At 34.9% G+C, this 21697-nt stretch carries 13 protein-coding genes; 2 read left to right on the top strand and 11 right to left on the bottom strand.

Annotated elements, in window-relative coordinates:
- Entirely contained in the window at positions 1 to 930 is a 930-nt protein-coding gene (gene pfkB / locus LDM90_RS07690) for a 1-phosphofructokinase (protein ID WP_223897478.1), read from the bottom strand.
- Positions 931 to 1052: 122 nt separating this feature from the next.
- Here pfkB and LDM90_RS07695 point away from each other — a divergent pair, with 122 nt between their 5' ends.
- Entirely contained in the window at positions 1053 to 1814 is a 762-nt protein-coding gene (locus tag LDM90_RS07695; protein ID WP_223897476.1) for a MurR/RpiR family transcriptional regulator, read from the top strand.
- 66 nt (positions 1815 to 1880) lie between these two features.
- On the opposite strand, the gene LDM90_RS07700 is transcribed toward LDM90_RS07695, so the two are convergent.
- The 3 genes from LDM90_RS07700 to LDM90_RS07710 form a co-directional block, all read right to left on the bottom strand.
- On the bottom strand, positions 1881 to 2876 hold the full coding sequence (locus LDM90_RS07700; RefSeq protein ID WP_187161120.1) for a tagatose 1,6-diphosphate aldolase: 996 nt from the start codon (positions 2874 to 2876) through the stop codon (positions 1881 to 1883).
- 144 nt (positions 2877 to 3020) lie between these two features.
- A complete protein-coding gene (locus LDM90_RS07705; protein ID WP_223898751.1) occupies positions 3021 to 5873 on the bottom strand; it encodes a TIM-barrel domain-containing protein in 2853 nt (950 codons plus the stop codon).
- Between the two features lie 225 nt (positions 5874 to 6098).
- Entirely contained in the window at positions 6099 to 10928 is a 4830-nt protein-coding gene (locus LDM90_RS07710) for an SLAP domain-containing protein (protein ID WP_223897473.1), read from the bottom strand.
- A gap of 270 nt (positions 10929 to 11198) precedes the next feature.
- Between LDM90_RS07710 and LDM90_RS07715 the strand changes: the two genes are divergently transcribed.
- A complete protein-coding gene (locus tag LDM90_RS07715; RefSeq protein WP_223897471.1) occupies positions 11199 to 13217 on the top strand; it encodes a hypothetical protein in 2019 nt (672 codons plus the stop codon).
- 58 nt (positions 13218 to 13275) lie between these two features.
- Here LDM90_RS07715 and LDM90_RS07720 read toward each other — a convergent pair whose 3' ends face one another.
- From LDM90_RS07720 to LDM90_RS07750, 7 genes are all read right to left on the bottom strand, one after another.
- The gene (locus tag LDM90_RS07720) at positions 13276 to 13677 is read right to left on the bottom strand and encodes a PTS sugar transporter subunit IIA (RefSeq protein ID WP_187155070.1); all 402 of its coding nucleotides are present in this window, start codon (positions 13675 to 13677) and stop codon (positions 13276 to 13278) included.
- 60 nt (positions 13678 to 13737) lie between these two features.
- Positions 13738 to 14556 (bottom strand): PTS system mannose/fructose/sorbose family transporter subunit IID, encoded by an 819-nt coding sequence (locus tag LDM90_RS07725; protein WP_198213909.1) that lies wholly within the window; start codon positions 14554 to 14556, stop codon positions 13738 to 13740.
- On the bottom strand, positions 14543 to 15466 hold the full coding sequence (locus LDM90_RS07730; RefSeq protein ID WP_198213907.1) for a PTS mannose/fructose/sorbose/N-acetylgalactosamine transporter subunit IIC: 924 nt from the start codon (positions 15464 to 15466) through the stop codon (positions 14543 to 14545). The genes LDM90_RS07725 and LDM90_RS07730 overlap by 14 nt, the downstream gene beginning before the upstream one ends.
- A 10-nt stretch (positions 15467 to 15476) precedes the next feature.
- Positions 15477 to 15965: a PTS sugar transporter subunit IIB gene (locus LDM90_RS07735; RefSeq protein WP_223897469.1), complete on the bottom strand. Its 489-nt coding sequence runs from the start codon at positions 15963 to 15965 to the stop codon at positions 15477 to 15479.
- Positions 15966 to 16128: 163 nt separating this feature from the next.
- Positions 16129 to 17295, bottom strand: coding sequence for an SIS domain-containing protein (locus LDM90_RS07740; RefSeq protein WP_223897468.1), 1167 nt, complete (start codon positions 17293 to 17295; stop codon positions 16129 to 16131).
- Positions 17296 to 17320: 25 nt separating this feature from the next.
- The gene (locus LDM90_RS07745) at positions 17321 to 18037 is read right to left on the bottom strand and encodes a GntR family transcriptional regulator (RefSeq protein WP_223897466.1); all 717 of its coding nucleotides are present in this window, start codon (positions 18035 to 18037) and stop codon (positions 17321 to 17323) included.
- Positions 18038 to 18270: 233 nt separating this feature from the next.
- The gene (locus LDM90_RS07750) at positions 18271 to 21678 is read right to left on the bottom strand and encodes a beta-galactosidase (protein ID WP_223897463.1); all 3408 of its coding nucleotides are present in this window, start codon (positions 21676 to 21678) and stop codon (positions 18271 to 18273) included.
- Between the last annotated feature and the right edge of the window lie 19 nt (positions 21679 to 21697).

Raw genomic sequence — 21697 nt, forward strand, 5'->3', positions numbered from 1 at the left:
TTAATTCATCCTTTCTGTTACTGAAATTTGTGGTAATAAATTATTTAAAGAAAAATCTGTGAGACCAGTGCGACTAGCAGTATCGCTTCCTGCAGCTACAGCTATTTTGAGAGCCTCACTAATAGGTTTTTTCTTTTCCAAAAAGGCAATGAAGGTACCAAGCATTGTATCCCCTGCACAAGCTGAATTAACCACTTGTATTTTAGGAGCATTGGCAAACAGGATATGCCGTTCATTAATAAAAGCTGCTCCAGCAGCACCTAAAGAAACCAACACATTTTGGCAACCTAGTTTAACTAGCTTTTGAGCAAAAGCGACTGTTTTCTCGTCTGTCATTTTACCCTCATAATTAAAGAAAGCTGCCAGTTCTGCGTCATTGGGTTTAAGTAAAAACGGTCGATATTTTAAAGTATCGATTACTTCAAGGTAACTACTGTCAACTACGAATTTTGCCCCCTGTTTTTGAACTAGCTCAGCCAGTTGTACTAAATAGTGAGGTTTAATTCCCCGAGAAAAACTGCCGGAAACAACTACCATATCATCCTTAGTTAGCGTGCTTTCAAGATAATCCAAAAATTGGTTTTGTTTTTCCAAGCTAACTTCTGGACCCGGGTTAACTTGTTTGTACTCTGTTTTTTCATCTAAAACGTCTGTAAAAACATTAACTCTGGTTGGATCTTTTACCTTCAAGAAATTGGTTTGAATCCCCTTTTCCTTTAAACCTGAAATGACATAATCTAATGTAAAGCCTCCACCAATACCAGTAGCTACACTATCAATGCCTAATTTCTTTAAAACGAACGAAACATTGACCCCTTTACCATTAGGTTGCAATTCAAATTTTTCAGTTCTATTAACTACCTTTGGTTCCAGCTTTTTGGTTACAATTACCAAATCAATCGCTGGATTCAACGTTATTGTGTAAATCAAAGATTTCTCCCCTTTTTTTGCCTTTTGCATTATTATTATAGAAGTTAAAAAGTGTAACGTTTTTCCAAATTGATAGCGTTTACTATAATTAATGGGAAAATATTTACAAAAGGAGCACATATATGCCAAATAAAGAACTTTCCTCAGCAGAATTACATCTCTGGAATATCGTAGAAAATAATCCCCAAAAGATTGCTAATATGTCGATAGTAAAACTAAGTCAATTTGCAAATGTCTCGACTGCAACAATTGTGCGCACCATGCAAAAAATGGGTTACAGTGGTTACACCTCTTACCGCGAATCTTTGAAACTAAAAAGCAATTCAAATTCTACTTTTAGTGTGTTAAATGATGCTGACGATAAAATTAAAAGCGTGATTACTAAAAACGAAATTGAAATGAATAATACGCTGCATAACCTAAGTTACAGCACAATTGAAGACAGCATATCGCTGACTAAACAAGCTAAAATCGTTTTTATCTTTGCTCGTGGATTATCTGAATCAATTGCTCACGAAATGATGGTTAAATTACAATTAACTGGAAAATATTGCGAATTTCATTCAGACCCAAATATTATTAAGACGATTGCCTGTAAGATCAAGAAAGATTCATTAGTAATTTTTATTACTCTTAACGGAGAAACTGAGGAATTGGTTACCGCAGCTAAAGAGCTAAATAAAAATGAAGTCCCAATTTTGACTTTTACTACTAATTCTTCAGGCAGCATTTTGCCTTTTTCAACTTTATCCTTTTTAGGCTACAAATCTAAAACCAATTATTTTCCCGAGTATGAGGTTAGATCGCGACTACCACTACAAATAATAACCCGCATCTTTTGTGATGCTTATTCAGTTAGAACCGATTTTTACAAGAGCAAATAAAAAGCCTTCTATACTAATCAAAGTATAGAAAGCTTTTTTAGCTTCTTATTATCAAAGTTAGTAAAATTATTCAGCAACTTCTAGCTTATCACGCCAAGATTTAGCTCCCTTCAGAGCCTCATTCAAGTTTTCAATATTTTCTTTGCCGTGAGTAGCTAACCATTTTCTACCGGCTGTTTCACTTTCAGCAGCAAATGGCTTGATAGCCGGTTTCCAGGTAGCACGACCACAGAGAACACCGTTAAAGTCAGCCCCTGCTTCTTCAGCCATTTTAATTTCAGCAATAAATTCTTCACTGGTTACACCAGCAGATAAGAAAATATAAGGCAAATCAGTTATCTCAGACTGCTTTTTAAGCAGATCCTTAGCTTCTTCTTGAGTGTAAACAACGTTGTTGTCACCATTAAAACCTTCAACAAATTTAATGTTAAACGGAATTTCAACTTTAAGTACAGTTACATCATATTCAGGCTTTGAAAATTCTTTCATTGTCTTCAAAACCTTATCAGCTTTAACTTTCGCAAATTCTTCACTCTTAGCGTCAGCGATATTTGCGTCATAAGTCAAAACTTCCAAAAAGAATGGTAATTCATTAGCTTTAGCTTCTGCACCAACTCTTTCAACGAAAGCTTGCTTTTTATCATTAATTTCTTGACCTTCATCAGGATCATAGTAAACCAAAAACTTAATGGCATCTCCGCCTTCATTTTTAATTCTTAATCCAGACTGATTAGCAATTAAGTCAGGCATTCTGCCAGGTTCAGTTGTATCATACCCGGTTTTTTCATAAGAAAGTAATAATCCGCAATTTTTATCTCTCACTTTTGTTGCTGGCAAACCATATTCTGGGTCAGTCAAAATCGATGAAGCATAAGGAGTCAACTCACTGGAAACTGCTTTTTTAAAATCAACAATAGTTGTTTCATCAGCAGGTTTATTAGCGGCCTCTGCTAACATCTTTTTCAAAGAGCCACGTTGATCGATTGCCAAAGCACTGATTATACCATCAGTTGTTGACAAGTTTGCCATATGTTTGGCAACTGCTGCAGAAATTGTTTTCATTATATATCTCCTTTAACATTTTCTTTAATCGCACAACTATTATTATATACTGATAAAGTTGCCTTTTAAAGAAAAGCAAGAATTTTAGTAAACTTTTTCACAATTATAAATAATTCAGAAAACATTTACCTTGCTTTATGCAAATTACTTCTGCTCAACTTTGTCAGTTTTTTTAGTTTTACAGTTAAATCTTGTTCCCCAAGGAGATGCCTTTAAGTCCTTAACTGCTCTTACCTCAAAAGTATGTTCAGATTCAGACTTCAGGCTGCTTAAAGTATAACTTGCTTTTTTAATATTAGTATATAAGACATCGTCAATTTTGAGCTGATAACTATCGCAATCAGATACAGGTTGCCATGATACCGTGATGGAATCTGCAGTAGTTTTTTCATCATCTTGTGCTAAATTAGTCGGAGTTGTCAAAGAATCATCTTCTGCTAGCAAACTGTTAACCGGTTTTGTACTTATATCGATACCACCGATTTTAATAGTTATTTCGTTTTGACTAGTATTAATTTGACTTATTTTTATTCTCAAAAATGTCTGATTTAAATCTGTACTAAATTCTTTTAGATAAGGGTTAACTAAGTAGTTTTGATCAAAGAAATAGCAATTTTCTTGATTTTGAAATTCAGCTATACTATTTACTTCAGTCAAATTAATTTCTTGATTTCCTACTAAAGCTTTGATCGCTTCCGGTGCCTTTTTAGTTCTGATATCAACTTCTGTTGCTTTTTCCGGATCAAAACCAGCATATGTACCTTTGGTTTTGTCAATTTTGATAGTCAGGTCTGAGTTCAGCAAATGACTGCTTACTTTGGTTTGAGCATAATCGCCCTGCTGGTACTTAGCAGAAAAGCCATCATCTTCATAAACTGTAAAGCTACTGTTTTCACTTGGATAAACTACAAATTGCCGCTGCTTTTTCAGATCAAGGTATTCCTTAGGTGTGTTAGTTGCTGGTGCTACAGGAACGATTGCTCCTGCTTTAACAAATACAGGCAATTTCCATAATGGTGCATCAAAGTTATTAATTACTTGACCGCCACGATATTCTTGACCAGTAAAGTAATCAATCCAGATTTGCTTTTCATCAGGCAAGTAAATTTCGTTTCTGATATCATTTCCCACTTCATCACTGGCAGTATCTTGATAAATCGGAGCTACTAAGAAGTTCTCTCCCCACAAATATTGGTATCTGACCAAATTAGTATAAAATTGAGGTACATCAGGATATTCCAAGAACATTGCACGCACCATAGGTTTACTGGTAAAGGTTGCTTGCGCTGCGATGCTATAAATATATGGCATCATCATTGACTTTTGTTTGAGGTATGCACGGTTAAGTTTATTTGTAATACCACCAAATACAAATGGGTTTTTAGGATTCTTGCCCCAGCCATCCATATTTAATTGAATTGGGGTGAAAGCTTTCCACTGATAATCTCTAGTGTTAATAATTGGCTTTTGACCTCCAAAAATGCCGTCCATGTCTGACGCAACATTAGGCTGCCCTGAAAGTCCTTCGCCGATATAAGTTGGTATTTGGAAGCGGATATATTCCCACTCACCACCTACTTCGTCTCCAGTCCAAACCGTACTGGTATTTTGAGTTCCTGCCCAGCCATCAACAGTAATAATAAATGGTCGCACTTGATCACCTTTGATTTTGGCAATCATCTTGGCAGTACTTTGAGTGGCATTTAAGCCGAACGAATAGCCGTGACCAACCCATGCCTCATCAGTCTTAAGTGCAGTGACACCAGCAACGAGTTCTTTTTCAAAATCACGATCATCTGGTTTAGGATTTTCAGGATCTACTGGGGCAAGATTTTGCTGGGTCCAAAGTCCTACTTGAACACCTTTGCTATTAGCATATTTAACAAACTCAGCTAAATTCTTAAGGTTGCCTGCTAATGTATCAGTTTGACCATATCCAGCTCCATAACCATCATTAGGCAGAAACCAGCCTAAAGGCATATCATTTTGCAAATATTGTTCTAGCATGGCTCTTGCACTAAATTGATAAGAAATACCACCGTGTTCGCCATTTAACGTTTCTCTGATTGACTTTGGTTTTAATTCTGCCGGTAAATCTTTTGGCTGATATTCACGATAATACTTGCCATCAGGATATTTGATAGCTCCTTTTTCATCAGATTTGACCTCAACCCAATAGTCACGGTTATATGCATTTAGATGAGCTTCATAAAAACCGAAAACTGGTGTTAGGGCAGGCCTGCCAGTCAGCTTATGATATGCATTAATCAATTCATATGCTGAGTCGGCAAAGAAATAAATAGCATCAAAACGATTTTCTTCATGAACAGTCGTAATCTCGTCGTTCGAATTGCTATTAAAGTCATAATGTCCGGGCTTAAAAGTATTGCGAATTGCACCGTAACCGGCAGTTGACCAGTAAAAAGGATTAGGTGAAGCTACACCTTGATCAACCCAGTTATTGGTATTAACAATTTCGATTTTTTCTCCTGCTAGTGTGAAACGGCCGTTTTGGGTACCTCCACCAAAGTAATTACTATTATGATCAATTAAAGTTTGAACAGTTGCCGAATTTGTCAGTTCAATCGGCCGTGCCTCTTTTAATATTAATCTACCTTTTTTTGTAACACTCATAGTAGCGGCATTTTTAACTAAATTGATTTCAACTGCACCTGTATCAATTTGCCAGCCTTTTTTGGTTACATGGAGATTGGTAGCATTCATTCCTTTGGCGCTATATATATCTTTCAAGAAAATTTGAGCATGCAATCCTTTTTCTGATTGTTCTGGCTCTTGAAATTTCTGGCTTGGATCAATATATAACCTGAATGTTTTTGAATCAAGTATGTAGAGGCGACCAGTCAATCCATGTGCATAGTGGATCTCAAAATAACCAGATTGTCTAATTACTTCAGTGATGTGTTGCAATTTCAAATTTTCAGATTCTACATTTTTTTGTGTAACTCTTGCTTTATTAATTTTTCTCTCCTCCTTCATATTAGAAGAAAATTAATCTTTCTTAAAATGTTTGATAAAGCTGATTATAAGCTAAATTTGCGTAAGGATAAATAGATTTATGATAAGTTTTTGTCATAACATTTTTTCTCTTACTAGTTAGAAAAATAAAACCCCATAATTAGTGATTCTAATTATGGGGAACATTTTAGTCGCTTAGGAACTTAAGTAATTTAAAAAATTGATAGATTTAATTTAGTTTTTATATTATATAGAGTAGAAATTAACTTTCTTTACATATTTGTTTTTACCTATTGTGTAGTACTTCTTAAATCCTATCTTTATTGCACTACCATAAGTTTCTACTTTCTTACCCTTTTTCAAAACTTTATGTCCTACTCTCTTTCCCTTCCTATTGTATATGTATGAATTATGACGAAGTTTGCGATCCAATCCATCAATATTGCCAGCTGCTATAAAGCGACTATTTCCTAAATCATAGTATTCTTTATTATTAATCACTTTTTTACCAAGGACCATTACCTTAGAGCCAGCTTTTAGAACACTATCATCTTTTCTTTGACTGTTTTCATCATAAATATATGCATTATGCATCAAGACTTTACTTGTCTTAAATTTATTATTGTCTGTGTTTTCTTTATCCTTGTCCTTATTTGGTTCTGTCTGATCCGATGTATTTGCTGTTGGAGAAGTGATATTGCTATTTGTGATATTACCTGTATTGCCAGAGTTACCTGTATCATTATGCTGATTCTCAGCTTTTTCTTTAACTTTAATGCTAATTGCTTCAGTATCTTCCGGCTCATATTCCAAAGACCCCTTGTTCACCAGCATTTGATCTTTAAGACCAAAAGTAATAGTTTTCCCGTTCAATGGTTTTAACGCAGTAAACTTAATTGTGGCAACAGTTCCATAACCATTAAGCAGTGGTGCTTCTCCTCTATTACCATAAATTACAAATATATCCGTGCTATTATCTGAATGAGTCTTATTCTTAGAGAAACTTGTCATACTTCCTGTTAGGCTTCCATTTTGAATGCCTTCAAATTTTAATTCCTGCGAACTATATGGCAGTCTAGCAGACAGAGTATTGACATTTTTCAAATTACTTGCACTAATAGTTACAGTGACTGTATCACCTTCATTATAGCTGTTTTTATCTGTAGAAATAGTAAGCTTACCTGAAGGGGTAACTTTGGCACTTTCATCAATATTTGCTGGTGGATTTCCTAATTGAGTCAAAACATAATTGATATCAAACGCATCAATCATTCCGTTTTGATTAAGATCACCATTTTCAACATAGCCATCAAAATCATTATCTTTACCACGCGTCTCTCCCGCATAATTGGACAAGGAAGTTACATCATTATCATCTATTACGCCATCATTATTAATATCTCCAGGAAGTACAGCTTTAGTACCATCTTTTTTGTAAAGCAAAAATTCTTGACCAGAGACAAATTTATTATATGTGCTGTTTTGTGGGATTATAAATTTTACCCAATAAGCCTTTGTACCAGGTGCAAATTTTATTTCCTTTTTATCTTTATCATAAGACCAGTTTGAACCACTTCCTGCTTCTTTCCAATGAATGCCATCAACGCTAGTTTGAATATTCATGGCCTTTATCATGCCGTTTTTACCACCATCATCTCTTGGTACATAAACAAAACGGTCAAGATCAGTAATTCCATCCAAATGAGTTGTAATAGTCATTGGTGTAGCATCTTGTTCTGGACCCGATGTAAACCAATTGGTATGTGCTTGACTAGTTAGATCGCCGTCAAATAAATTTTCACCAGGTGTACCAGATTGCCAGATATTAGTACCTTTAATATTTGACTCTGTATTGACATAAGTAACTTTCACAGCATTTTTAAGTTCATCTTCATTTGACTTAAATGTTTGAATATCACTCCAAGGAGAAACAGCTGTTTCAGTTACAGTCTGTACTTGGAATGTATGCTGTGAATTTGGCTTTAGGTCAGTTAATATAAATTCCGGTTTCTTAATGTTAGTATACAAAACATTATCAACTTTTAAGTTATAACTTTGACTTCCGTCAACTGGAGTCCATGATATAGCAATAGTATTTTGTGTAGTCTTATCAGAATCTTGTTTAATATCCGAAGGGACTTTTACTTCCGAGCTTTCATCAGGAATTTTATTTACAGGATTTGCATCTTCACTGATACCGTCAAGTGACACTACAATTCCATTTTGAGTAACATCAGTTTTATCAAGTTTAATACGTAAAAAGCTTTGTTTAAGACCTTCACCCATATCTTTCAAATATGAATTTGTTAAATAAGAATTATCTAGGAAATAAACATTAGTAGATTTCTGATAATCCTCTAGGTCACTTGCTTGCCGTAGTTTGACATCCTTTGAACCTATCTTAACAGTAATAGTAGTAGGGTTAGACTTAGTTCTGATATCAAATTCTGTAGTCTTATTAGGATTCATACCTTGATAAGTACCCTTTGTAGGATCGACTGTAATTGTCAGCTTAGAGCCATCTAGCGCAGAATGAATCTGAGTTCGTGTGTATTTTTCATTTTTGTATTGTGCAGAAATTCCGTCATCATCATAAACAGTAAAATTACTATTTCCAGAAGGATAAATTTCAAATTCACGTCTATTCTCTTTCAGATTTAGATAATCTTTTGGCGTATTCGTTGCTGGTGCAACTGGAATAATAGCTCCTGCCTTAACAAAAACAGGCAATTTCCAAATTGGAGCAGCAAAATCATTAAGAACTTGACCACCTTGATATTCTTTCCCAGTATAATAGTCAATCCATATTTGGTTTTTATCAGGTAAATATATTCCATTACGAACATCATTTCCTTTTTCATCACTTGCCGTGTTTTGATAAATCGGCGCAACCAGGAAATTATCACCCCAAAGATATTGATATTTTACCAAATTAGTGTAGGCCTCAGGATAATCTGGGTAATCAAGAAACATTGCTCTAACCATTGGCTTGCCAGCAAAAGTTGAATCTGCAGCTATACTATAAATATATGGCATTAACATTGATTTTTGTTTCAAGTAAGCTCTATTAATATTAGTAGTATTTTCATCAAATGCAAATGGATTTTTAGGATTATAACCCCAGCCATCCATATTTAATTGAATCGGAGTAAATGCTTTCCATTCATATTCCCTAGCGTTAACAATTGGATTTTCACCACCAAAAATGCCATCCATATCTGATGCAGAGTTAGGTTGACCTGAAAGTCCTGATCCAATATACGTAGGTATTTGGAAACGAATATATTCCCATTCTCCTCCTGTTTCATCACCTGTCCAAACAGCTGCCGTATTTTGCGTACCAGCCCAACCGTCCACAGTAATAATAAATGGTCGTAAAAGATCACCCTTAATCTTGTTAATCATGCTTGCAGCAGTTTGAGTTGCATTAAGGCCAAAGGAATAACCATAACCTACCCAAGCCACATCAGTTTTTAATGCAGTAACACCATTTTGAATTTCTTTTTCAAAGTCGCGGTCACTAGGCTTAGGATTTGCAGGATCAACAGGTGATAGATTTTGCTGAGTCCACAAACCTACTTGCAGCCCTTTCGAATTAGCATAATCAATAAATTCTGCTAAATTTGCTAGATTGCCCTCTAACGAGTCAGTTTGACCATAACCTGCGCCATAGCCGTCATTAGGTAAGAACCAACCAATGGGCATATCATGAGATAAATATTGATCAATCATTGCCCGTGCACTGAATTGATAACTAGTTCCTCCATTTTCACCATTTAAAGTTTCGCGAATTGCTTTATCCTTCAAATCAGCCGGAAGATCAGCAGGCTGATATTCCTTATAGTATTTTCCATCTGGATATTTTATGGCACCAGAAGTTCCTTCGGGAACTTCAACCCAGTAATCACGGTTATATGCGTTTAGGTGCGCTTCGTAGAAACCATAGATTGGTGTCAAAGCAGGTAATCCAGTTAGCTCTTGGTAATCATGAATCAGGTCGTAAGAGGAGTCATCAAAGAAATAAATTGCATCAAATCTATTTTCATTATGAGTTGTTGCTATATTTCCATCTGACATGCTATCAAAGTCATAACTACCTGGTGCAAAAGTATTACGCACGACACCATATCCCTTAGATGACCAGTAAAATGGATTAGGAGACGCTACACCTTGATCAACCCAGTTATTGGTATTTACAATTTGAATTTTGTCACCGGTCAGATTGAACCTACCATTCTGAGTTCCTCCACCAAAATAATTACTACCTTTATCGTCTTTTAGTGTTTGTGTACTTGAATCATCAGTAATAGAAATTGGCTTATCCTCTTGTAAAATCACCCTATTTCCTTTACTTACGCTCATAGTTCCCGCTGTCTTATCAAAGTTAATATCAATTGTACCAGTTGACAACTTCCAACCATTTTCAGTTTCCTCATATTTTGTAGCTTCTAATCCACCCGTTCCATAAGCATCTTCTTGTAGCATTTTTGCATTTAAATCTTTTTGAGATTGTTCAGGATCGCCATATTCTTTCTTGGGATCTATATAATAACGAAACATCTTTGGACTTAATACATATAGTCGTGCTACTTGTCCATTAGTATAAGTAACTTCAAAATATTTATCTTTCTTTTCAATGCTAGTAATGACATTTTGACCAGTTTCATCAGTACTTACTTTACTTTGTGTCTCTTCAGTTTGTTTGTTAGCATTATTGTTTTGAGAATTTTCTATTGTTTCACTATTAGTATCATTGTTTTGATCGTTTTCTATTGTTTCATTATTGTTAGCAATGATCTTTTTAGTTACTTTTTTAGTTTTTATAACGGAAACTGATTTCTTATTTTTTCTAGCCTTTTTTAAAATCTTCTTATTCTTCTTTACATGCTTTTTATTTTTTGTAGACTGATGAGTAACCACCTTGGCACTAACAACTTGAGAAGGACAATACATAATCCCAATAGAAATCGATGTTAGTGCTATTGAAGCAACACCCACTCCAATTCGCTTAAAAGAATTATGTCTGTCCTTATTTCTTATTTTTGCTGTATTATTAAAATTATTTTGTTTCGACATTATTTTTCCCCTTTTGTTAATTATTATTTGTTATCTAGAAAGCGTTTTACAAATATATTATATTATCTTTAGTTCTATAAATAAACAGCTATTTTTAATATCTTGTCCACCCATGCTTTAATTTTATTTATATATTATTTGTTATTTTTTAAGAAAAATTAACAATTTAAACTATTGAAGTATAGTTTTCTTATCTGAATTTTAAAGGAAATTTATTTATCTCTGTGATAAAATTATTCTTAGTTATTAGTTTTATATAGGTACACAAATATGACTTTTATTTATACTTTAAGATACATGCTCGATCCAAGAGCAAATACTCCAGCAAAAAACGAAAAACTAATTGAATTTGTAAAAAAAGCCAAAATCGATGATGTTGCCTTTTTTATAAACGGTGAAGAATTAAACCATAGTCACTTAACTAAAAATGAGACTCAAGTATGGTTGAATGCTATAAAGCCCTTACAAAAGGAACTTTCTAAAATTGGTGTAACAACTAGTTTAAATCCCTGGACAACCATTATGCACTCAGATCGAGGATACCGAGTTAATCCTGAAATCGGCTTTAATACTTTTGTTGATATTGATGGTAATAAAGCCAAAGATATGGCTTGCCCAGCTGATCCAACATGGCGTAAATATTTAGCAAATACCTACGCACAATATGCCAGCATCCATCCCCGCAGGTTATGGCTGGAAGATGATTTTCGTCATTACAACCATTCACCCCTCAAATTAATGTGCTTTTGTGATTATCACATGCAACTATATAACGAAAAATTAGGCAAAAAGGAAACGCGTGCAGAATTTGTTAAAAAGATGTTGCAGCCTGGTGAACCAACTGAGGAAAGACAGATTTACCTTGATCAGGCTCGTCAAGAGATGATTGAAACCGAGCGTATAATTGAACAAGCTGTTCACAAGGTTAGTCCTGAGACAGATCTGGCACAAATGACTTCCTATCCTGATTGGCATGCTCTTGAAGGTCGTGATTGGGACAATTTATTTAAGGCACAGGCTGGAGAAGGTCATCCCAAGGTAGCTCGGCCGCATTTACCTGCTTATAATGAAGTTGCACCATTACAATACGGCAGATATTTTGAAGAATATACTCGCATTACTGCTGCATTTTTAGGGGAAAATGCCGAACTATACCCTGAATTGGAAAGCTATATGTATTCTCCATTAGTTAAGTCAAAAGCGTTTACCGCATTTCAGATTATTACTTCCGCCCTAATTGGAAGCCAGGGAATTTTACTTAATTTATTTGACATGATGGGCAACGGTATCAATGATAGTTGGCACTATGCAGAAATGCTCGCTCAAATTAAACCGTTTGTTAACCAGCTATTAGCAAATCGCTTGCCGATAGACCACTTAAGAGGAATAAAAGTTTTGGTTGATCAAGACTCTAGTTACTTTTTGCAAACTAAAACTGGTAAAAATGTCGAGGAACTTTTACCTCACGAAAAGAATTGGGCCAGTCTTTTGGGGGCTTTTGGTTTTGCTACAACGATTCTGCCTATCAGCAAAAAAACTTCATTGAAAAATGAAGTAGTTGCTATTTCTGGTCAGCTTTTACGTAATTTGTCAAATTCACAAATTAATGAATTAGTTAAAAATAATTTTGTGTTGCTTGATGGTGAATGTGTCCAAGTTTTATTAGACAGAAATTTAGGCAATTTACTGCATATTGAAAAAGCCGAGTGGCATCCAGTTCGTTCAAACTATCAAGTTTTTGAACAGGCAGATGGACAGATTGTTGACGGAGTTGAAAGTCCGCGAATTACAATGTTGCAGCAAACAGGAAACTATTTAAAAATTGAATATCAACCGCAAAGTTTTGTAAAAGTGTGGTCTTTTGCTTATAATGCAATTGATGAAAAATTAGGTAACGTCATGGCCGTTATTGACCAGCATATCGTTATCCTCCCAATGGATCAAGATCCACGCTATGGCTGGGAATCTCAATTTACTACATACAAACAGGGTCTGTTGCAACAAATACTTGATAGTGTTACGCCAGTAGACTATTTATTGGGAACGCCAAATGTTAAGCTGTTTATTGAAAATGATGGTCAAAAAGCTTGGTTAGCCAACTTTACTTTAGATGGCTATCAACAAATAAAATGGCACTTATCTGCACCACTAACAAGTAATGAAGCTACAATTATTAGGAAAGTCAATAACTCTGTCAGGAAAACAAAAGTCCACATTAATGTTGAAAATGGTATTGCTATTATTAATGAAACTCTAGCACCATTAGAGACTATCCAAATACTGTTTTAAATTTAATATAAAAAATAGCGCCTAGTTTTAAAACTAGGCGCTATTTTTGTTTATAGGTTTACTTTTTCATATTAGCCAACATTTCAGTAACATCGACAATTCCAGCTTTACCAGCAGTTACAAAATCAGTTTCCGCACCACTCATTTGACTATTGAGCCATTCGATTACCAGTGGTAAATTCATTCCCGAGATTAAACGAATCTTTTGACCACCCATAATCATGCGACTAACTACATTAGCTGGGGTTCCACCCATTAAATCAGCAAAAACCGTAATATCTTCGATATTCATTCCTGAAATTTTTTCTTCAAGCTTCGACTTAAAATCATCTGGGCCTTCAGATGGGAGCAAACACACTGTATGCACATGTTCTTGCTTGCCCATAATCAATTCGGCACTATCTTTTACGCCCTCTGCCATTTTCCCATGACTAATTAAAATTAATTCTTTTTCTGCCATTCTCTATCTTTCCATTTAATACTCAATACTATTTAGTTTAGAGCTATTACAATATCTGAATTATATCTTAGCAATAACTCCAAGACCACCTAAAACAATACAAAGTACTAAAACAATAAAGATTGCTTTGGTTGAAGTCATGCCTTTCTTACCCAGTAGCCAGTATATAAAGCCAACAACAGCAGCAGGTAAAAGCTTAGGTAGGATCATATCCAAATTATTTTGAACATTCATAGTAACTTTGCCGATTTGTGGTGCCCAAGAGAACTTGATATTAACCATAGTGGCAACAAGTGCACCAACCATAAATACACCCAAAACTGTAGCGGAATCAGTTAAAGCGTTTAAACGGTCTCTCATGTCAGTAACAAGAGAAACACCTTTATCATAGGCAAAGTGTAGTTGCTTCCAACGGAAGACACAAATCAAAAGGCAGGCAATTACCCAAATAAATACACCAACTGGGTTTCCTTGAGTAGCCATGGAAGCAGCCAACGCACCGAAAATAGTTGGAATTAAAGAGGCAAAGATTGAGTCACCGATTGCGGCGAAAGAACCCATCAGACCAACTTTAATACCCGTAACAGTATCTTTCCCTTCGATACCTTCATTTTCCTCAACAGCAAGATCTAGACCAGTAATAATAGTGTTAAAGAAATTAGAAGTGTTGAAGAACTGCATATGAGTCTTCATCATTTCCTTTAATTCGGGGGTGTCATCACCATAAATTTTTCTCAATTGCGGCAAAATAGTATACAAGTAACCACTATTCTGCATTCTTTCGTAGTTCCAACCTAACTGGTAGCCAAACAAAGATCTGCGGTTAATTTGATTAAAGTCTTGATCAGTTAATTTATATTTTGGTTTAGAGTTCGTCATCAGTAATCTCTCCTTCATCATCATCAGAGCTTGAACTTGTATCATTACTTTGACTTTCAGTACTCTGTACTTGAGCAGTACCTTTATTTATAGGAATATTCTTGTAATGTAAGATTGCAAGAGCTAATCCTAACATTGCAATAGCAAGCATTGGCAAGCCATTGAAAATAGTGGTGAAACCTTTGTTAACAGCCGACAGGCCTGTACCCAAAGCTTGCATTCCACTAAACAAAACTGAGAACAAAGTCGTAATTGTAAAGCCAAGTATCAAATATGCTGCATGTCTCTTAACTGGTAAGTACCGAAGCAAAACAGCAAAACCAACAGCTGGTAATGTAGCACCAGCAACAGTTAAACCATTACCCAGCCACAACAAGTCTCCATTTAAGGCATTTGCAATTTGTTGTACCAATCCTTGTCCAAAGGCTAATGCAATAAAGACAGGAACTGCACGTGAAAGTGACCATGGAATTGCACCATATAAAACATTTCTTTCAACTGCCTTATAGTTAATCTTATCTTGATCAATCAAGTGATCAATTCTGTGTGAAAAGTAAGTGTTTGCAAATCTTGCCAAAACGTCCAATTCAATCATAATAGCAGCAACTGGAACAGCAATTGAAGAAATAGCTGTTTGAGGACTCATACCTTTAATACTAGTTGAAAATGCTGTTGCCAAAACTGTACCGGTAGTAGCGTCAATTCTTGAAGCACCACCAAAAGTACCGATACCTAAAACTGTCAACTGCATTGACGCGCCGATAAACAAACCGGTAGGCAGATCTCCCATGATCAGACCGGCGATCAATCCAGCACCAACTGGTGTGTTTAATGATGAATAAATTTGCAATTCATCTAAAATTTCTAATCCTGCATACAAAGTAAGCAGTAATATTTGCCACCAAGCCATTTTTCTCCTCCTACTTCATCTTTTCATTAATTAATTTCATCAAATCCCGTGACTCAACACTAGGATTTAATTGGGCAATTAAGTTAACGCCTTTGCCAGAAATCTCTCTAAAAACATCGGCTTCATGCTCATTGATATTAACTTGCTTAGTCAATTCAGTAGTGTCATCTTGTTTGGACATATTACCAACATTGATGGTGTCAAGCTTGATACCCATATTAAGCAAATCGAGAAATTTATCAGGTTTTTTTGCTACCAGAAACAGTCTTTGCTTACCGTAACGGTTTTTCTTTAAATGATCTGCAGCAACTTCTGTTGGTAAAACGCTCAATCTGGTAGACATTGGGGTAGCCATTCTAAGACCACTCTTTTGAATATCATCTTTAGCTGCTTTTTCGTCCAGAACAATAATCCGTTCTACTTGCAACTGGGGTGTCCATAAATTAGCCACTTGCCCATGAACCAAGCGTTCATCAACTCTTGCTCCCACAATATTCATGTTTTATTCCTCCTTATCTTTCAAGGAAATCTAAATATTACATAAAACGCTTTCACACTTTATGATAAGGTACCAACCAATTTTTGTCAACATGTATTTTTATATTTAAAACGGTTATTATTAAAAACATATTTTTACCTTTAGTACCCATAACAAAAGCACATTAATTGAATTCGTGAATTGTAACACCCTTAACTACACGATTAACTGTACCAGTTGGTGATGGCGTGTCGGGCTTATTATTAACTTTAATAGAAGTTAATAGAGCAATTGTTTGACCAAACATTACGTCAGGTAATGCCAAGTAAGCATCAGGCAACAATTCTTTCTCAGCAAACATGAAAGATTTTCCTGAGAAATCCTGACCCTCCTTTTCCTGACCGACAGCCATCACCAACGGTACAATTTGATCATCTTTAATTTCATTCAAAATATCTAAATCGTATTGTCTGGTATAAGTATTATTAGAAACAAAATCAAAAACAATTGTCTTTTTATCTAAGAATGACTTAGGACCATGGCGCAATCCCATTGATGTATCAAATAAAGCCGCTACTTCCCCTGCAGTTAATTCCAAAATTTTAAGTCGAGTTTCTTCAGCCAAACCGCCTAAGCTACCACTACCTATATAAGTAATTCGATTAAAGTCAATGTCAACTAAAGATTGAATTTCTTCCTCTCTGTCAATGACGCTTTTACCCATTTGGGCAATTTGATTAACAATATGTTCTTTCTTTTCGTCAGTCAAAGTATCAAACACAAGTAGTGCCATCAGGCTCATGCAAGAAAACGAACCAGTCATTGCAAAGCCCTGATCTAGAGACTTTTCAGGCATCAATAAGACAAGGCCGGTAGGATCACCTTCTAGATCCTGCGCCAAATGTCCTTCCGGAGCACAAGTAATTGCTATTTGATATAAATTCGTGACTAATTTTTTAGCTAATTCAACAGTAGCTACGGATTCAGGTGAATTGCCACTACGTGCAAATGAAACCAGAATTGTCGGAGTATCTTTTTCTAAATAATCTTCAGGAGTAGAGACAATTTTCGTGGTATCAATTGCTTCAAAATCGTATTTTTTTCTATCGCCATTTTTTTGTAAATAGGGCATGATTGTATTGCCGACATATGCACTAGTTCCGGCGCCTGTAAAAACAACTCTGACTTTACCCCATTTTTGATTTATTTGGTTCAAAAAATCAGTGATTTTAGTTTTGTTATTCTGATAAATAGACCAGGTTTGCTGCCATAATTCAGGTTGCTGCTCAATTTCACGGGTAGTAATTTTTGCACCCAATTTTTCTAATTCTGCATCTGTTTTTGAAAACATTTATTTTTACCTTCCTTTATAATATCTAAAATAAATCATTATATTGACGTGAACGATAAACAAACTTATCGCCTCTAGCTAAAGAAATCGTAAACTCAATTGGTATATTTTTATCATTAATAGTCTTGCGAAAAATCTTTAAACTTGGTGAGCCGACCTTCTCCGCCAGATTTCTGCTTTCTTCTTGATTAAGACAAACAGCTTCAACATCCTCAAACGCCATTACACTAATTTGGTCATATTTTTCTTTCATGACATCATAAAGTGGCTTAGCATTTAAATCGTTTAAACTAAGTTCGGAAAATAATTTCTCCGGTAAATAAGAGGTGCTAAAAATGCGCGGCTCATTGTCAGCAAGACGCAAACGAATAAGCTTATATGCTTTTTCATTTGAAGTTAGATTTAATTGTGCTGCAATATTATTATTTGGAATTATCAGTTCTAGACTTTGATTTTTGGTTGACGCTTTTTGTCCTGTTCGCTTTAATTCTTCTGAGAAAGAATACATCCCACCAATATTAGGTTGATTAAGAAAAGTACTTGAAACAAAAGTACCTTTACCATGAAGGCGATATATTAATCCCCTTTCTTCAAGATCTTGCAACGCCAATCTAATAGTATTACGACTAACACCATATTTAACTAGTAATTGCCTCTCACTTGGTAATTTAGCATTTGGCTTCATATCTTTTATTTGTTTTTCCAAGTCTAAAATAACTTGCCGATAAAGTGGTTTTCCCATTAATTCCCCCTCCTTATTAAACTGGTTGATACCACTTAAAGTTTATCAAAGAAAGCGTTTCATTGCAATTTGATTTTTTAGAAAATTCAACTTAATTTCTTTTGATTAAAATTGAATTTATATACACTAGTCAACAATATTAGCAATTAATGGAACATAAAAAGCATTGGAAAATATTCCAATGCTTTTTTCTTATTCAAAGGCTACTCCTTAAGAATCATTATTTAATGAACTTATTTCCTTTTGACAAAATTGCTCATCTTAATATACTTGTTAATTCCAATAATATAATATTTTTTATTTCTTATCTGACGAGGAGAGCCAAAAGTCAAAATTTTACAATTCTTTTTTAAAACTTTTTTATTTCTTCGTTTGCCCTGCTCATTATAAATATACGCATTATGAATAAGAACTTTTTTACTACCATCAATATTACCCGCGGCAATATACTTATTGTTATTTATAACATAAAATTTCCTACCTTTAATGGAAATTTTCCCATAAGTCAAAATTACTTTGCCAGAGCGAATCATCTTTACCTTGGTTTTTTTACCATTTTCATCATACACATATGCATTATGCATAACTTTCTTTTTTACTGCATGCTTCTTATTTTCTACCACAGTTTCGTCAGTTGCAGACTGATTACTGTTATCCTTACTGTTACTCGTCGGTAAACTAATAATATTTTCGTTACTTGTTTTATGATCAGAATTTTCGTAATTCTTGAAAAGCTCTTGATATGTAGGTGACTTTTCAACATTTACAGTATGTGGTGTATTATACGCCCCCTTTGCCTCGAGACTTACTTTACCTAATTTTGCACTTTGAGCATCAAGACTCCAAACTGCAATTGAAATTTCATTATGCCCTTGTTCATTTAATAAACCTGAAGGCAAATAAAATTCTTGTTGTGGTCCAGCATTATTAATATATTGGCCGTAAAGCCAGCCGTTAATATATATATATGCTCGATATTTTGCCCCGTTAGGGCCAAAAGTATCATCACTTATTTTTAAAGAAATAGGTACGTCATAATTTTGGGGAATATTTAGATCAAAATCTGTATTATACCAAGCAACTCCAGGCGAAGATACCTGATCAGGTAAAGTTATTTTCTTCCAAGATGAAGAATCAAACCCGGGTAAATACCAGCCATGACGTTCACCATAAAGTCCGCCAAGGTTGTAAGATCCTCTAACTGTATCAGTTATATTTTCTCCATTTATATTGCCTTGAAGTTTCCATGTAACGTCAGCTCCATTTTCCCCTTCTCTTTCTACGCTGGCGTCTATAAGGCCTCTAGCAGTTTTTTGGGTATCCTTATTATTGCCGTCTTCATCGTGACCCATATTTGCAACTAAAACAGAAATTATATTGTCTTTGCCCTTTTCAAGCCATGAAGAGTCAATCGTAAAATCTTTTTGCTTACTTTCGTCTTTTTCCATTTCACAGCTACCCATAAAATGACCATTAAGCCAAACTGAGTATGCACCATAATTGCCCGTAATTGCATTTAATTTAATAGTTTTTTCTTTGCCATCTGAATTAAAGTGACCCCGATACCAGACATTACCATGGTGAAAGCCATAATCATCTGAAAATAAAACATGTTTACCTGTAAAATTAGTTATACTATTAGAACTGTCTTTGTTGGCAGTCTGCCAATTTGAGTCGTCAAATTTAGGATCAGCTTCGAAAGTCGCATCATGATATCGCCAATTATTCAGTTCTGGTAAAACAACTTTATCTTGATCGATTCCAGGAATGGATCCAACTTCCCATTCAGAGCTACTTTTCGTATTAAGTGGTTGGCCATTCCAAGTTATTTCATTGATATCTTTAGGACAAAAAACTTTCATTTCAACCGCTTTTGAACTATCACCACTCAAATTCAGCGTTTTATTTTCCGATTTGGCAGTTCTAACTAAATAAGGTCCATCAATTAAAACAGTTCCTTGATCAGTTTTTTTCTCCCATAAGTTATTCATTTGATCATAAGATCCCATGATCAAACGTAATGATTTTTCATTGCTGGTTATTTGAACATTTGCGAGACCATCAAATTGATTAGATAAACTTAAAGTTTTATTATTATCATCCCATTTTACATCTACTTTTCCTGTCTTAACTTTCACATCTGGCTCTGAATCATATTTAAGTACTGTTTTATTTTGATCACCATTGCCACTATATACTACAGCCACATCATCACTACCATTAGAAAAGTTAGTAAAAATTTCATTAGTAGAATATACTAAATGCTGTTTACCAAAGTTATAATTGGCAATTATAACTTTAGAATTTTGTCCATTTATTCTTATTGGCTCTGTAGTATCAATTTCTCCTGTTTTTATTGGCAAATTATAAGTATCATCATTGTTAGAATTGGTTTTATTATGCCGGACAAAATAAAATTTTGTTTTTGTATCTGGATTTTCTCTTTGGATCAAATAAAATGTATTGTCTGAAGATGTATTTTCAGAAACCAGATCAGTTTTTGCAATTGGTTTAACACTTTGTAGCATTAATCCAATTTTCTTTTGTTGAGCTGTTTTATCATCTAACTGCCGATATTCATTAATTGCCGCGCCATAATCATATGAAGTATAACCGCCAGGGAAGGGCAAGTAGCCCCAAGATGTCCCCCCATAAGTCATATAGGAACTTATTATGGTACCACCTTCACCTATAATATGCTTATTAATAATATTTTCTGCAGCCGTGCCACGTTGTTCACGCCAATAACTGTAACCCTTTCCTGCCCAGGGATCAAACCAGCCATTTCCTAATTCAGCTAAAAAGATTGGTGATTTAATTCCCCAGCCTTTAGTATGTGGATCCTCAAAGGTATTTGGTAGTGCTCCAACATTACCTAAACCCGGATACCGATCAAAAGCATACATATCTGGTGCTCCTTTACCACTAGCCCATGTACCCTGCGGTCCACTTTTGTCATTATGAAATGTTGGAACGGTTATGCCATCTTTTTTGACTTTATTTTTCAAGTCTTCCATGTATTGTGAATCACGTTTCCAACCAGTATATTCATTTTCAATTTGATACAATATAACATTGCCACCATTAGTAATTTGATGTTTAGCAATAATGGGATCTATATGATCTAGCCATTCATTATAGCTTTGGGTATAGTCAGCATCTGAAGATCTGGCTCTTCCTTTTTGTGTTAGCAGCCACCCTGGAAAGCCTCCTGCGTCTGTTTCAGCATTAATATAAGGTCCTGGACGAGCTATAACATATAATCCAACATCTTGTGCCATTTTTAATAGCTTATCAACATTTCGAATCCCGGAAAAATCATATACACCCTGTTTTGGTGAATGAAAACCCCAATTAAAGTAAATTGTTACTGCATTGAACCCTTCTGATTTCATTTTTTCCAGGACATCAAGCCATAGAGATTGACTTGGCAAACGCCAATATTCAAATTCTCCTGAGTATATTGGAGTCCTTACTCCATTAATCATCAGTGAATACTTATCAAAAGTAACATTTGCCTTTTGACCCATTTCGGGCAAATCGTTTTCTGCAGCCAAAACAGTATTCTTTGTTGAAACACTCACAAGAAACAGTGTCACTGAGGCAGCTATTAGATTAATAAGCTTTTTTGCTTTTTTCATTTCTTAACTCCTTAATTTA

The sequence above is a fragment of the Lactobacillus huangpiensis genome, from assembly GCF_019972815.1.
GTDB classification, from domain to species: domain Bacteria; phylum Bacillota; class Bacilli; order Lactobacillales; family Lactobacillaceae; genus Lactobacillus; species Lactobacillus huangpiensis.